At 69.0% G+C, this 12,592-nt stretch carries 13 protein-coding genes; 2 read left to right on the plus strand and 11 right to left on the minus strand.

All coding sequences use genetic code 11. The features are described 5' to 3' along the window. Positions 1–152 precede the first annotated feature (152 nt). From AU185_RS14625 to mqo, 5 genes are all read right to left on the minus strand, one after another. Entirely contained in the window at positions 153–1,559 is a 1,407-nt protein-coding gene (locus AU185_RS14625) for a cobyrinic acid a,c-diamide synthase CobB (protein WP_059099747.1), read from the minus strand. An 88-nt stretch (positions 1,560–1,647) separates the two neighbouring features. Further along, a complete protein-coding gene (cobO, locus tag AU185_RS14630; protein ID WP_059099746.1) occupies positions 1,648–2,262 on the minus strand; it encodes a cob(I)yrinic acid a,c-diamide adenosyltransferase in 615 nt (204 codons plus the stop codon). 14 nt (positions 2,263–2,276) lie between these two features. Beyond that, a complete protein-coding gene (locus AU185_RS14635) occupies positions 2,277–4,097 on the minus strand; it encodes a magnesium chelatase subunit D family protein (protein ID WP_059099745.1) in 1,821 nt (606 codons plus the stop codon). Beyond that, positions 4,094–4,540: a GNAT family N-acetyltransferase gene (locus AU185_RS14640; RefSeq protein WP_059099744.1), complete on the minus strand. Its 447-nt coding sequence runs from the start codon at positions 4,538–4,540 to the stop codon at positions 4,094–4,096. Before AU185_RS14640 ends, AU185_RS14635 begins: the two co-directional genes overlap by 4 nt. Further along, the gene (gene mqo / locus AU185_RS14645; RefSeq protein WP_082683901.1) at positions 4,537–6,096 is read right to left on the minus strand and encodes a malate dehydrogenase (quinone); all 1,560 of its coding nucleotides are present in this window, start codon (positions 6,094–6,096) and stop codon (positions 4,537–4,539) included. The genes AU185_RS14640 and mqo overlap by 4 nt, the downstream gene beginning before the upstream one ends. 141 nt (positions 6,097–6,237) lie before the next feature. Here mqo and AU185_RS14650 point away from each other — a divergent pair, with 141 nt between their 5' ends. Continuing rightward, on the plus strand, positions 6,238–7,209 hold the full coding sequence (locus tag AU185_RS14650; RefSeq protein ID WP_059100120.1) for an alpha/beta hydrolase: 972 nt from the start codon (positions 6,238–6,240) through the stop codon (positions 7,207–7,209). A gap of 3 nt (positions 7,210–7,212) precedes the next feature. Beyond that, positions 7,213–8,628, plus strand: coding sequence for a mycothione reductase (gene mtr, locus AU185_RS14655; RefSeq protein WP_059099742.1), 1,416 nt, complete (start codon positions 7,213–7,215; stop codon positions 8,626–8,628). On the opposite strand, the gene AU185_RS14660 is transcribed toward mtr, so the two are convergent. The 6 genes from AU185_RS14660 to AU185_RS14685 form a co-directional block, all read right to left on the minus strand. Next, positions 8,625–9,359, minus strand: coding sequence for an energy-coupling factor ABC transporter ATP-binding protein (locus AU185_RS14660; protein WP_059099741.1), 735 nt, complete (start codon positions 9,357–9,359; stop codon positions 8,625–8,627). The genes mtr and AU185_RS14660 overlap by 4 nt on opposite strands. Continuing rightward, positions 9,356–10,129 carry a cobalt ECF transporter T component CbiQ gene (gene cbiQ, locus AU185_RS14665; RefSeq protein WP_059099740.1) on the minus strand — a complete coding sequence of 258 codons (774 nt, stop codon included), beginning with the start codon at positions 10,127–10,129 and terminating at the stop codon, positions 9,356–9,358. The genes AU185_RS14660 and cbiQ overlap by 4 nt, the downstream gene beginning before the upstream one ends. 2 nt (positions 10,130–10,131) lie before the next feature. Further along, positions 10,132–10,491 (minus strand): PDGLE domain-containing protein, encoded by a 360-nt coding sequence (locus AU185_RS14670; RefSeq protein WP_059099739.1) that lies wholly within the window; start codon positions 10,489–10,491, stop codon positions 10,132–10,134. Beyond that, on the minus strand, positions 10,488–11,165 hold the full coding sequence (locus AU185_RS14675; protein WP_059100119.1) for an energy-coupling factor ABC transporter permease: 678 nt from the start codon (positions 11,163–11,165) through the stop codon (positions 10,488–10,490). Before AU185_RS14675 ends, AU185_RS14670 begins: the two co-directional genes overlap by 4 nt. An 82-nt stretch (positions 11,166–11,247) precedes the next feature. After that, positions 11,248–12,105 carry a class I SAM-dependent methyltransferase gene (locus AU185_RS14680; protein WP_059100118.1) on the minus strand — a complete coding sequence of 286 codons (858 nt, stop codon included), beginning with the start codon at positions 12,103–12,105 and terminating at the stop codon, positions 11,248–11,250. 110 nt (positions 12,106–12,215) lie between these two features. Continuing rightward, positions 12,216–12,545: an ArsR/SmtB family transcription factor gene (locus tag AU185_RS14685; protein WP_059099738.1), complete on the minus strand. Its 330-nt coding sequence runs from the start codon at positions 12,543–12,545 to the stop codon at positions 12,216–12,218. Positions 12,546–12,592: the final 47 nt, after the last annotated feature.

Genomic DNA, 12,592 nt, shown 5'->3' on the forward strand with positions numbered 1-12,592 from the left:
TCGAGATCCTCACCATCGCCGACTAGGGCGCCTCGATTGTGAATCTGACGACGCCCAGACGCGAATTTCCGTCGCCATTTTCACAATCGGCGGCGTCGACGACGCCCGACGGGTAGGCGTTCTCGGAAATCACACTGCTCCTCGCGTCCGCGTCACTGGGTCCGATCCTCTTCGCGTAAGCGGCTCATCGGCGCGAGCTCAGAGGTTGCCGCCGCGGCCACGAAGCGGCTGATCGCTTGCGGGTGGGCGACGGGATGGGTGTGCAGGTAGCCGGCGTGGACGCCGCCGGCCACGGCGCCGTCGTGGGTCCGCTTGACGTCGGCGTCGGAGAAGATCCAGGCGGGCGCGTAACTGTCGGCGAAAGAGACTGCGGTGCGGTGAAACTCGTGCCCCATCATCCGGTCGCCGATGCAGTGCAATGGCGAGTCGGCCACCACGACCGCTTCGCGGTAACCAAGGGTGAGGCGGTCGGTGAACGTCGCCGACCCGGACAACACACCGCACATCGGGTGGCCGTCGAGGTCGTCGACGAGATAGGTCAAGCCCGCGCATTCGGCATGCACCGGCGCACCCGCTGCGGCCAGGTGCCTGATCTGTGCGCGCGCGACGTCGTTGGCCGACAGGTCGGCGACGAACTCCTCGGGGAACCCACCGGGGATGACGACGGCCGACGTGCGTGGCGGCAGCGGGTCGGTCAGCGGGTCGAACTCGACGACGTCGGCGCCGGCCGCGGCGAGCAGTTCGCTGTGCTCGGCGTAGCTGAAGCTGAAGGCCCGGCCTGTCGCCATAGCCACCGTGGCGTTTCCGCCGACGGGGGTCACCTCCTCCGCGTCCCACGGATCGTCCATCACCCGGCTTCCGGCCAGCGCGGCGATCCCGACGAGGTCCACGTGGCGGCCGACGAGCGCGGTCATCGCCTCGACTGCCGCATGCGCCCTCTCGCCGTGTTCGACCGCGGTAACCAGTCCGAGATGCCTTGAGGGAACAGATAGTTCGTCGCTGCGCGGGATCGCTCCGAATACTCGGACGCCGGCATGTTCGCAGGCCTGACGCAGCACCTCCTCGTGGCGCGGCGATCCCACCCGGTTGAGGATCACCCCGGCGACGTGAACCGACGAGTCGAACGTCGAAAACCCATGCAGCAGCGCGGCGATGCTGTGGCTCTGCCCGCGCGCGTCAACGACCATGACGACCGGCGCGCCCAGCAGCGCGGCCACGTGCGCGGTGGAGCCGAACGCCGAGCTCCGCGAATCCTCGGCGATGCGCCCGTCGAACAGCCCCATCACGCCCTCGATCACCGCGATGTCGGCGCGTTCGCAGCCGTGCCGGTACAGCGGCCCGATCAGGCGCTCGCCCTGCAGCACCGGGTCGAGGTTGCGGCCGGGCCGCCGCGCGGCCAGCGAGTGGTAGCCCGGGTCGATGTAGTCGGGACCCACTTTGAACGGCGCGACGGCCCGGCCGGCGCGCCGCAGCGACCCCATCAGACCGGTCGCCACGGTGGTCTTGCCGCTGCCCGAGGCGGGCGCGGCGATCACCACAGCGGGCGTCGCCCTGCTCACACCGGCCGCTTTCTTCGCCGAGCAGATGGAAATTGCCCCGACACGCCGAGGAAAAAGGTCACTTCGCGTCTGTTCCCGCGAAAGACGGTCACCACTCGATGCCCTTCTGCCCCTTGCGGCCGACGTCCATCGGGTGCTTGACCTTCGTCATCTCGGTCACCAGATCCGCGGCGTCGAGCAGCGGCTGCGGCGCGTCGCGGCCGGTGATGACGACGTGCTGCGTGCCGGGCCGTGAGCGGATCGCCTCGATCACCTCGTCGACGTCGATCCAGCCCCACTTCAGCGGGTAGGTGAACTCGTCGAGCACATAGAAGTCGTGCCGTTCGTCGGCCAGCCGCCGCGCGATCTCGGCCCAGCCATCGGCCGCGGCGGCGGCGTGGTCGACCTCGTCGCCATGCTTGCGCGACCAGGACCAGCCGGACCCCATCTTGTGCCACTGCACCGGTCCGCCGACGCCGTGCTCGTCGTGCAGCCGCCCGAGCTCGCGAAAGGCCGCTTCTTCGCCCACCTTCCACTTGGCGCTCTTGACGAACTGGAACACCGCGATGTCGAAGCCCTGGTCCCACGCGCGCAGCGCCATGCCGAACGCCGCGGTCGACTTGCCCTTGCCCGCGCCGGTGTGCACGGCGAACAGCGGCGCGTTGCGGCGTGCGCGAGTGGTCAACCCGTCGTCGGGGACGGTGAGCGGCTGGCCCTGAGGCATACATCACTCCTTGGTCAGGCGGCGGTGCGGACCACGTCGGTGAGGCTGTCGGCCCGCAGCTCGGCCAGCCGCACCGCCGGGGCGCCCAACTGCTTGGCGAGCTCTTCGGCCAGCCCCAACCGCACATAGGACGTCTCGCAGTCCACCACCACCGCGGCGGCGCCCTCGGCGACCAACCGGGCGGCGGCCTCGCGCGCGCGGCCCAACGGGTCGGAGCCACCGGTGGCCCGGCCGTCGGTCAGCACGACCACCAGACTGCGCCGGGCGCGGTCGCGGGCCTTCTCGCGCACGACGAGGTCGCGGGCCGCCAACAGCCCCTGCGCCAGAGGCGTCCTGCCGCCGGTGTCGAATCGGGCCAGGCGCCGACTCGCGATGTGAACCGACGACGTCGGCGGCAGCAGCACCTGGGCGGCCTGCTGGCGGAAGGTGATGACGGCGACCTTGTCGCGCCGTTGGTAGGCGTCGCGCAGCAGCGACAGCGTCGCGCCGCCGACCGCGGACATCCGGTCCCGCGCGGCCATCGAACCCGACGCGTCGACGACGAAGATCACCAGGTTGCCTTCGCGCCCTTCCCGGATCGCCCGCCGCACATCGCCCGGCGCCGGCCGGGGCCGTCCCGGTCCACGCTGCCGCTCCACCGCCGCCAGCAGCGTGCCGAACACGTGCACACCGTGACCGGTCCCGTCGTCGCCGGTGGCCGAGATCGTCTTGCCGGTGCGGTTACGCGCCCGCGACCGTCGGCCGGGCGCTCCCTCGCCCACACCCGGTACCACCAGCGACCGGGTGCGAAAGACCGGCGACGGCGGGGCGCTCGGTCGTGACGCGTCGCCCGAAGTACGTTGTGGCCCTTGGCCATCCGAACCATTCTCCGATGAACCACCACCCGGCGGGTCGGGCTCGGGCTCGGGATCTCCGTCGGCGGCCTCGTCGGCCTGCGCCATCGCGTCGTCGAGTTGACCGGGGTCCAGACCGGGGTCGTCGAACGGGTCGCGGCGGCGGCGGTGCGGCAGCGCGAGTTCGGCGGCGACGCGGACGTCCTCCTCGGCCACCGTGTCGGCGCCGCGCCAGGCGGCATGCGCGACGGCGGTCCTGGCGACCACCAGGTCGGCGCGCATACCGTCGACGTCGAAGGCCGCACACAACGCGGCGATGCGCCGTAATTCGCTGTCGGGCAACGAAACCGAACCGACCGTGGCGCGGGCGGCCGCGACCCGGCGGGCCAGCTCGGCGTCGGCGTCGGCGTAGCTCTGCGTGAACCCGTCCGGGTCGGTTTCGTACGCCATCCGCTGGCGGATCACGTCGACGCGGACGTCGACCTCGCGGGACGCCCGCACGTCGACGGTCAACCCGAACCGGTCGAGCAGCTGCGGACGCAGTTCGCCCTCTTCGGGATTCATGGTGCCGATCAGGACGAACCGGGCGTCGTGGCTGTGCGACACCCCGTCGCGCTCGACGTGGACCCGGCCCATCGCCGCGGCATCGAGCAGCACGTCGACCAGATGGTCGTGCAGCAGGTTGACCTCGTCGACGTACAGCACGCCGCCGTGCGCGCGGGCCAGCAGGCCCGGGGAGAACGCGTGCTCACCGTCGCGCAGCACCTTCTGCAGATCCAGCGACCCGACGACCCGGTCCTCGGTGGCGCCGATCGGCAACTCGACGAGCGCGGCTCCGTCGACCGCCTCGAGCACTTTGGCCAGCCCCCGCACCGCGGTCGATTTCGCGGTGCCCTTCTCGCCGCGGATCAGCACCCCGCCGATGTCGGGACGGATCGCGCACAGCAGCAGCGCCAGCCGCAGGCGGTCGTGTCCGACAATCGCGCTGAACGGGTATGTCACGGCTTCAGCATAGGGACGTGCGGAATGCCGTCCTCGAGGAACTCCTCACCGTCGCGGACGAAGCCGAGGCGGGCGTACATGTCGGCCAGGTACGTCTGCGAGTCGATTCGGCAGGGGTAGTCGCCCACCTCGGCCAGCGCGGCCTGCAACAGCCGGGTGCTGTGCCCGTGGCCGCGGGCCTCCCGCTTGGTGCAGACTCGCCCGATGCGGAAGCCCTTCTGCCCGCCGGGGTGCTCCTCCATCAGCCGCAACGTCGAAATGACCTCGCCGGTGGGGGTTTCCAGCCAGAAATGCCGGGTCTCGGCCAGCAGGTCACGGCCGTCGAGTTCGGGGTACGGGGTGGCCTGCTCCACGACGAACACCTCGACCCGCAGCTTCAGCAGTTCGTAGAGCATCGCGGCGTCGAGGTCGCGCGACCAGCTGCGGCGCAGCGCAACCGTCATCCGGCGGCCACCGCCGAGGATTCGTCGAGCCGCAGCACGCGGGTCCCGTGCGACCACACTTCGTCGAACAGCGCCGGCTCCGAGGACAACTCGTGGCCCAGCGACGGCACCATCTCCCGCAGTTTCGGCAGCCACGCCTGGTAGCGCTGGGCGAAGCAGCGCTGCATCACGTCGAGCATCGCGGGAACCGCGGTCGACGCCCCGGGCGATGCGCCGAGCAGGCCGGCGATGGTGCCGTCGCCGGCAGCCAGTACGGTCGTGCCGAAGTCAAGCACGCCCTTGCCGCTCTTCCCGCAGATGACCTGCACCCGCTGTCCCGCGACATTGAGCTCCCAATCCGATTCCCTTGCGCTCGGGGCGAATTCGCGCAGCGCGTCGATCCGTTCGGCGTCCGACAGCATCAACTGACCGACAAGGTACTTCAGCAACCCGAACTGGGTGAGCCCGACGTTGACCAGCGACGCGACGTTGTTCAGTGTGACGGACTCCGGCAGATCGAAAACGTCGCCCTGTTTGAGGAACTTCGGGGACCAGCCCGCGAACGGCCCGAACAGCAACCACGCTCTGCCGTTGATCATGCGGGCGTCCAGATGCGGAACCGACATCGGCGGCGCACCCACCGGAGGCTGGCCGTAGACCTTGGCCCGATGCGCCGCGGTCAACCTCGATACGTCGGTGCGCAGGAATTTGCCACTGACCGGGAAGCCGCCGAAGCCCTTGGCCTCCTTCATGCCGGCTTTCTGCAGCAGGTTCAGCGCCCCGCCGCCCGCGCCGACGAAAACGAACTTGGATTTGAGCTTGCTGGTCCGACCGGTGCGCAGGTTTTCCACCTTCAACGTCCACGAGCCGTCGGACTCCTGGCGCAGGTCGCGCACCTCGTGCCCGAACCGTGTGGTCATACCGCGCTGAGCGACGAAGCCGATGAGTTGGCGCGACAGCGCACCGAAGTCGACGTCCGTGCCCTGCTGAGTCCAGTTCAGAGCCACCGGGTCGGAGAAGTCGCGCTTCTCGGCCATCAGCGGCAGCCGACGGGCGAACTCGTCCTCGTCGTCGATGAACTCCATCCCGGCGAACAGCGGATTGGTCACCAGCGCGTCGTAGCGGCGCCGTAGGTATTTCACATTCGCCGCGCCGTGCACGAAGCTCACGTGCGGAACGGGATTGAGGAAGCTGCGCGGATCGCTGATCAACCCGTTCTCCACGGCATAGGCCCAGAACTGGCGGGTCACCTGAAATTGTTCGTTGACGCGCACCGCTTTGGAGATGTCGATCGAACCGTCGGGCTTCTGTGGCGTGTAGTTGAGTTCGCACAGCGCCGAGTGGCCGGTACCCGCGTTGTTCCACGCATCGCTGCTTTCGGCGGCCGCCCCGTCGAGGCGCTCGATGAGCGTGATCGACAGATCCGGCTCCAGTATCCGCAGCATGGCACCCAGCGTGCCGCTCATGATGCCCGCCCCGACGAGCACGACATCGGTCGTCGGATGGTCCTCAGCCACTGTCAGCCCCCCAGACGCTGGACGCGGTTGTCCTTCGTGGTCGCGGTCATGGTCGGTCATCAGGTTAGCCCGCAGAGGGCCATCTCAACCCCCGCGCACGAAGTGGGACCGCTTCACCCGGGACGCTCGGCTGCGCCGACTATCGTTGCTGTCGTGCCCGACTGGAAGGCCGACGTACTGCCGGGCTACTGGCAACACACGATGGCCCTCGGCACAGACCCGGACGGCGAGGGTGAACTCGTCGCGACCGTGGTCCGCCGCGGTGAGCCCGATCCGTCGGCCACCCACGCGGTGCTGTTGGTGCACGGGTTCACCGACTACTTCTTCAACACCGAGCTCGCCGACCACTTCGCCGCGCGGGGATTCGCGTTCTACGCCGTCGACCTGCACAAATGTGGCCGCTCCTGGCGGGAGGGGCAGACCCCGCACTTCACCACCGACCTGACCCGCTACGACGTGGAACTCGAGCGGGCGCTCGACATCATCGCCTCGGTGTCACCGGCGCAGGTGTTGGTGTACGGGCACTCGGCCGGTGGCCTCATCGTGTCGCTGTGGCTGGACCGGTTGCGCAGCCGCGGGCTGACCGATCGCAAACGCATCGCCGGTCTGGTGCTCAACAGCCCGTGGCTCGATCTGCAGGGGCCGTCGATCCTGCGGGCCGCGCCGACCCGCGCCGCGCTGGGCGCGGTCTCGCGGTTTCGCAAACGGCTGGTGGTCCGCCCGCCGACGGAGGGCGGATACGGCACGACACTGCACCGCGACTACCACGGCGACTTCGACTACGACCTGCGGTGGAAGCCGGTCGGCGGCTTCCCGGTCACGACCGGCTGGATCCACGCCATCCGAAGGGGCCACGCGAAACTGCACCGCGGGCTCGACGTCGGCGTGCCCAACCTCATCCTGCGCTCGGACCGCAGCGTCCGTGAGGTCCGGGACCCCCGAAAAATAGATGAGATCCAGCGCGGCGACGCGGTGCTCGACGTCAGGCAGATCGCCCGGTGGGCCGGCTGCATCGGCAACCGGACCACCGTCGTGCCGATCGCCGACGCCAAGCACGACGTGTTCCTGTCGATGCCCGAACCGCGGCAGGCCGCCTACCACGAGCTGACCGGCTGGCTGGACTGGTATCTCGCCCACCGCTCCAACGCCACCACCCGTTCCCGAGGAGGCTGACCCATGACGCACTTCGACATCGCGATCATCGGAACCGGTTCCGGCAACACGATTCTCGACGAGCGATACGTCGACAAGAAGGTGGCGATCTGCGAGCAGGGCATCTTCGGCGGCACGTGCCTCAACGTCGGCTGCATCCCGACGAAGATGTTCGTCTACGCCGCCGGCGTCGCGCAGGACGTCCGGGAGGCGTCGCGGTACGGCGTCGATGCCCACGTCGACGCGGTGCGGTGGCCCGACATCGTCTCGCGGGTGTTCGGGCGGATCGACCCGATCGCGATGAGTGGGGAGAACTACCGCCGGTCCTCGCCCAACGTGCAGGTGTTCGCCAGCCACGCCAGGTTCCGGCCCACTCGCCCCGACGGCCGTTACGCACTGCGCACCGACGACGGTGAGGAGTTCACCGCCGACCAGGTGGTGATCGCCGCCGGTTCGCGAGCGGTGGTTCCCGACGCGGTCGCGGACTGCGGTGTGCCGTACCACACGAGCGACACGATCATGCGGATCGCCGATGTGCCCGAGCACCTCATCATCGTCGGCGGCGGGTACGTCGCCTGCGAGTTCGCCCACATCTTCTCCTCCCTGGGCAGCCACGTGACGCTGCTGATCCGCGGCAGCACGCTGCTGCGCGGCCACGACGACGACATCGCCATGCGTTTCACCGACATCGCCGCCAAGAAGTGGGAGGTGCGCAACCACCACGAACTGGCCGATGCCCGTGAGGTCGGCGGAGGCGTCGAGATCACCTGCACCGACGGCTCGAAGCTGCGCGGCGACACGCTGCTGGTCGCGACGGGCCGCGTTCCCAACGGCGACCTGCTCGACGCCGAGCACGCCGGTCTGAAAGTCACCGCGGGCGGACAGGTCGTCGTCGACGACTACCAACGCACCACGGCGCGCGGCGTTTTCGCGCTCGGCGACGTGTCGTCGGACTTTCAGCTCAAGCACGTCGCCAACCATGAAGCGCGCGTCGTCAAGCACAATCTGCTACAAGACTGGGACGACACGGATGCGCTGGTGGCGGCCAACCATCGCCATGTGCCGTCGGCGGTGTTCACCGACCCACAGATCGCCAGCGTGGGGCTGACCGAAAACCAAGCGCGTGCAAAGGGATTCCGGATCAAGGTCAAGATCCAGGACTACAGTGACGTCGCCTACGGCTGGGCGATGGAGGACACCACCGGCATCGCCAAGCTGATCGTCGACGACGACACCGGCCTGCTCCTGGGCGCACACATCATGGGCCATCAGGCGTCGTCGTTGATCCAGCCCATCATTCAGGCGATGGCCTTCGACCTGCCCGCCCAGGACATGGCGCGCGGGCAGTACTGGATTCATCCCGCGCTACCCGAGATCATCGAGAACGCGCTGCTGGCGCTCTGCGGGGAACCGCCGTGGCCGCCGTCCAAACGCCACTAGCGCGCCGGCACCTCGAAACCCCAGGGCAGCTCCAGGCGGTGTGCGGCAAGAAGTTCCGCATCGGCGAGGATGTCGCGGATCGGTCCGTCGGCCACAACTGTGCCGCGGTCCATCACCACCGCCCGCTCGCACAGTTGGGCGGCGTACGGCAGGTCGTGTGTGACGATCAGCATGGTCGCCTCGAGGCCCGACAGGGTTTCGGCCAGTTCGCGGCGCGCCACGGGATCGAGGTTCGCCGAGGGTTCGTCGAGCACGAGAATGTCGGGCGCACACGCCAGCACGGTCGCCAATGCCGCCCGGCGACGTTGGCCCGCCGACAGATGGGTGGGGCTGCGGTCGGCCTGTTCGGTGAGCGAAACGGTCTGCAACGCCTGCCGTACCCGCGCCGCCAGCTCGTCGCCGCGCAGCCCGAAGTTGGCGGGGCCGAACGCCACGTCCTGCGCGACGGTCGGCATGAACAGCTGATCATCGGGATCCTGGAAGACCAGCCCCACACGCCTGCGGATGTCGTGAATGGTCTTGCGCGTCAACACGGCATCACCGATCCGCACGGTGCCCGACGTCGCGGTGAGCACACCGTTCAGGTGAAGCATCAGCGTGGTCTTGCCGGCGCCGTTGGGACCCAGCACCGCGACGCGCTCTCCATGTGCGACGGCAAGGTCGACGCCGTCCAGTGCCACTTGGCCGTCCGGGTAGACGTGGCGCAGCGCCTCGATGCTGACGGCGTTCATCGCAGCACCCACGCCGTCGTGGCGATCGCCACCGCAGCGACGGCGGGTGTCATGGCGACCACCCATTGCGACGCGGCCGCCCGCGGCGGCGCCCCGATGACCGCCAGATCCGGTGCGCCGCCATCGAATCCGCGCGACAGCATCGCGACGTACACCCGCTCGCCACGTTCGTAGGAGCGCAGGAACAACGCCCCGATCCCCTTGGCGATCGCGCCCGCCTGATGCAGAACACGCGGCGAGTCGCCGCGCGAGACGCGTGCCATCCGCATGCGGCTGGCCTCGCCGGTGAGCAGATCGACGTAGCGGATCATCAGCACCAGGACCGAGGTCACCACGGCGGGCATTCCCAGCCTGCTCAACGCCATCGGCAACTCGGTCGTCGACGTGGTGGCCGCCACCGTCAGGGCCGCCGCCACCCCCAACGTGCCCTTGACGACGATGCCCCACGCCGCCCAGAGTCCGGTCACCGAAAGCTGCAAGCCCGCCACGTCGACACGCTGGCCGCCGTCGGCGAACGGTAGGAGCACCGCCAGAACCAGGAACGGCGCCTCGATGAGCATTCGGGGCAGGATCCATCGCAGAGGGATGCGTGCGAGCCGCCAGACGACAACGACGATCGCGGCGTAGACGGCGAAGGGCCAGAACATCTCTCGCGGCGTCGCGACCACCGCGAGGACGAACACCAGCAGACAGACGATTTTGACCTCGGCGGGGGCACGGTGCACTGCGGAGTCGTCGTGCCGGTAGAGCGGATGGGCGCCCGCGCCCATGGCTAGCGCCGGCTCCCGCTGCCGTCGTCCGCTTTGCGGCTGCGGGCGATCAACCAGAACACCGAGCCCGCGACCACCACCGTCGCCAGCACCCCGATGATGCCGGCGACTCCACCGGTGCCGTCGCGCCCGGCGATGGCGTAGTCGGCCAACGGCGACGCCGCGAGGCTGTGTTCGTCGGCGTGCTGGGCGATGCACTCGCCGGTCAGCTCCTCGCCGTCGGCGGTCTCGACGATTTCGCAGCCCCGCAGGGTCGCCGAATCCAGCCCGTCGGGGCTGGAACTCGCGAAGTAGGACACCACACCGGCGATCAGGAGGGTGGCGACGGCGAACACCGTCCAGAACCGCCACCGTGCCCTCATGCCGCGACCTCCTGTCGGGTCCCGCGCAACAGGTACACCAGGTCGGGACGCGACCGCGCGACGGCCATCACGGTGACCGCGGTGATCAGCCCCTCCCCGACCCCGATCAGCGCATGAGTGCCGAACATGTATCCGCTGACGGCGCCCATCGACGTCGCCGCCGCGCCGCCGATCCCGTACTCGAGTACGAATCCCATTGCCGCGCAGATTGTTCCGATCAGCGCGGCGATGAAGGCGATGACGCCGAGCCCGCCCACCGGGACGTCACCTCGCCTGCGGGCGACCGCGTAGAGCAACACGGCCGTCGAATATCCGGCGGCCACCCCGATCACGGCCATGTTGGTGATGTTGGTGCCCAGCGCGGTGACCCCGCCGTCGGCGAACAGCAGCGCCTGCACCACCAGGACGATCGCGATGCACAGCGCCCCCGTGTACGGGCCGACCAGGATCGCGGCGAGGGCGCCGCCGAGCAGATGCCCGCTGACTCCCGGCAGGATCGGGAAGTTCACCATCTGCACCGCAAAGATGAACGCGGCGACCAACCCGGCCAGCGGCACCGTGCGTTCGTCCAGTTCGTTTCGCGCTTTGGCCGCGCAGAATGCGACGGCCACGACGGCGATGAGGCCGAAGATGACGGAGGTCGGCGCATTGACGATGCCGTCGCTCATGTGCATGGCGACGTACTGGTAAGCCACCCCGCAACCCTAGAACTTGGGTCGATACCTGTCTAGCTGAACAGATGTTCAGCTAGAGGGCTCAACGCTTGACTGCGGTCACCACCAGGTACTCGGCCTCCCACAACGCCCGGCTGTCGTCGCCGGTGTTCCACTTCTGCAGGAACGCCAGGAAGTCGGCGTCGAGGGCCTCGATCCGCTCGGGATCGTCCGCGTTGAACTTGTACGCCGCGATGGTCGGGCCGTAGTTGCGCTTCCAGTACTCGCGAAACTCGGCCGGAGTCGCGCAATGCTCCAGCCGCACGGTCTGTTTGCGCATGGTCGCCTCGGCGACGCGATCGCCCAGCAGCGCCCGGACATGATCCTCGTCGCCCCATAGGGGCGGCGGGCCCGCGCCAGGGGGTGGCGGCGGAGCGTACGGCTTCATCGTGGCGAAGAGGTTGCCGATGAATCCCTGTGGCGTCCAGTTGATCATCCCGATGGTTCCGCCGGGTCGGACGACGCGGAGCATCTCGTCGGCGGTGTCCTGATGGTGGGGCGCGAACATCGCACCGACACAGGACATCACGATGTCGAAACTGTCGTCGGCGAACGGCAACGCCTCCGCGTCGGCCTCCACCCACTCCACGTCGACTCCGTGTTCGGCGGCGATGCGGCGCCCGGCGTCGAACAACTCCGGGGTGAGGTCGCTTGCGGTGACGACCGCGCCGAGCTTCGCAGCGGGGATCGCCGCGTTTCCGGAACCGGCCGCGACGTCGAGCACCCGGTCGCCGGCTCGCACGCCGCAGGCCCGGACGAGTTCAGCCCCCAGGCTGGGGATCAGGTCCGCGGCCACGGCTGGATAGTCGCCGGACGCCCACAGTGCCCGATGCTTGGCTTTCAGTGCGCGATCGGCATCCTGATCCTTCGCGCCGGGTTTCGGCTGTGCCGTACTCACCATCCAAGGCAACCAGCCGATGGTGAGCCGCACGACCGCATTGACCAAATTTTCTTCGTTGATCCGTCACGCAGTGCCGCCCTTTCACGGTCGGCGGTCTCGCCATCGCGGTATCAGCTGTGGCGGGCGCCGATCCAGTGCAGCAGGTCGTGCACGGTCTGGTCCTGCAGGCGGTAGCTGACCGTCCGCCCGACCCGGGTGGACGAGACCCAGCCCTGCTGGCGCAGTACTCGCAGCGCCTGGGACACGGCGTTCTCCGACCGGCCGAGCGCGGCGGCGAGATCACCGACACAGATGCCCGGCGCACGGTGCAGCACCAGCAGGATCTCGAGGCGGTTCGGGTCGGAGAGCAGATCGAAGCGCACCGTCCAGCCGGTCGTGTCCACGTCGGCCAAGGCGGACGTCACATCCTTGGCTTCCGTTCGGCTACCGGACCGGACCATGGTGCGCAGTTTATCGAGGAAGCCGAGCGTAAGCGCCGAAGCGATCT

It is taken from the genome of Mycobacterium sp. GA-0227b (genome assembly GCF_001499855.1).
Taxonomy (GTDB): Bacteria; Actinomycetota; Actinomycetes; order Mycobacteriales; family Mycobacteriaceae; genus Mycobacterium.

Excerpts from the sequence above, each read along its gene's own strand:
- cobO (WP_059099746.1), bottom strand. The coding sequence starts at position 2,262 with ATGCCTCAGGGCCAGCCGCTCACCGTCCCCGACGACGGGTTGACCACT.
- AU185_RS14640 (WP_059099744.1), bottom strand. The coding sequence starts at position 4,540 with ATGACGGTTGCGCTGCGCCGCAGCTGGTCGCGCGACCTCGACGCCGCG.
- mqo (WP_082683901.1), bottom strand. The coding sequence starts at position 6,096 with ATGACCGACCATGACCGCGACCACGAAGGACAACCGCGTCCAGCGTCT.
- AU185_RS14650 (WP_059100120.1), top strand. The coding sequence starts at position 6,238 with ATGGCCCTCGGCACAGACCCGGACGGCGAGGGTGAACTCGTCGCGACC.
- mtr (WP_059099742.1), top strand. The coding sequence starts at position 7,213 with ATGACGCACTTCGACATCGCGATCATCGGAACCGGTTCCGGCAACACG.
- AU185_RS14660 (WP_059099741.1), bottom strand. The coding sequence starts at position 9,359 with ATGAACGCCGTCAGCATCGAGGCGCTGCGCCACGTCTACCCGGACGGC.
- cbiQ (WP_059099740.1), bottom strand. The coding sequence starts at position 10,129 with ATGGGCGCGGGCGCCCATCCGCTCTACCGGCACGACGACTCCGCAGTG.
- AU185_RS14670 (WP_059099739.1), bottom strand. The coding sequence starts at position 10,491 with ATGAGGGCACGGTGGCGGTTCTGGACGGTGTTCGCCGTCGCCACCCTC.
- AU185_RS14675 (WP_059100119.1), bottom strand. The coding sequence starts at position 11,165 with ATGCACATGAGCGACGGCATCGTCAATGCGCCGACCTCCGTCATCTTC.
- AU185_RS14680 (WP_059100118.1), bottom strand. The coding sequence starts at position 12,105 with ATGGTGAGTACGGCACAGCCGAAACCCGGCGCGAAGGATCAGGATGCC.
- AU185_RS14685 (WP_059099738.1), bottom strand. The coding sequence starts at position 12,545 with ATGGTCCGGTCCGGTAGCCGAACGGAAGCCAAGGATGTGACGTCCGCC.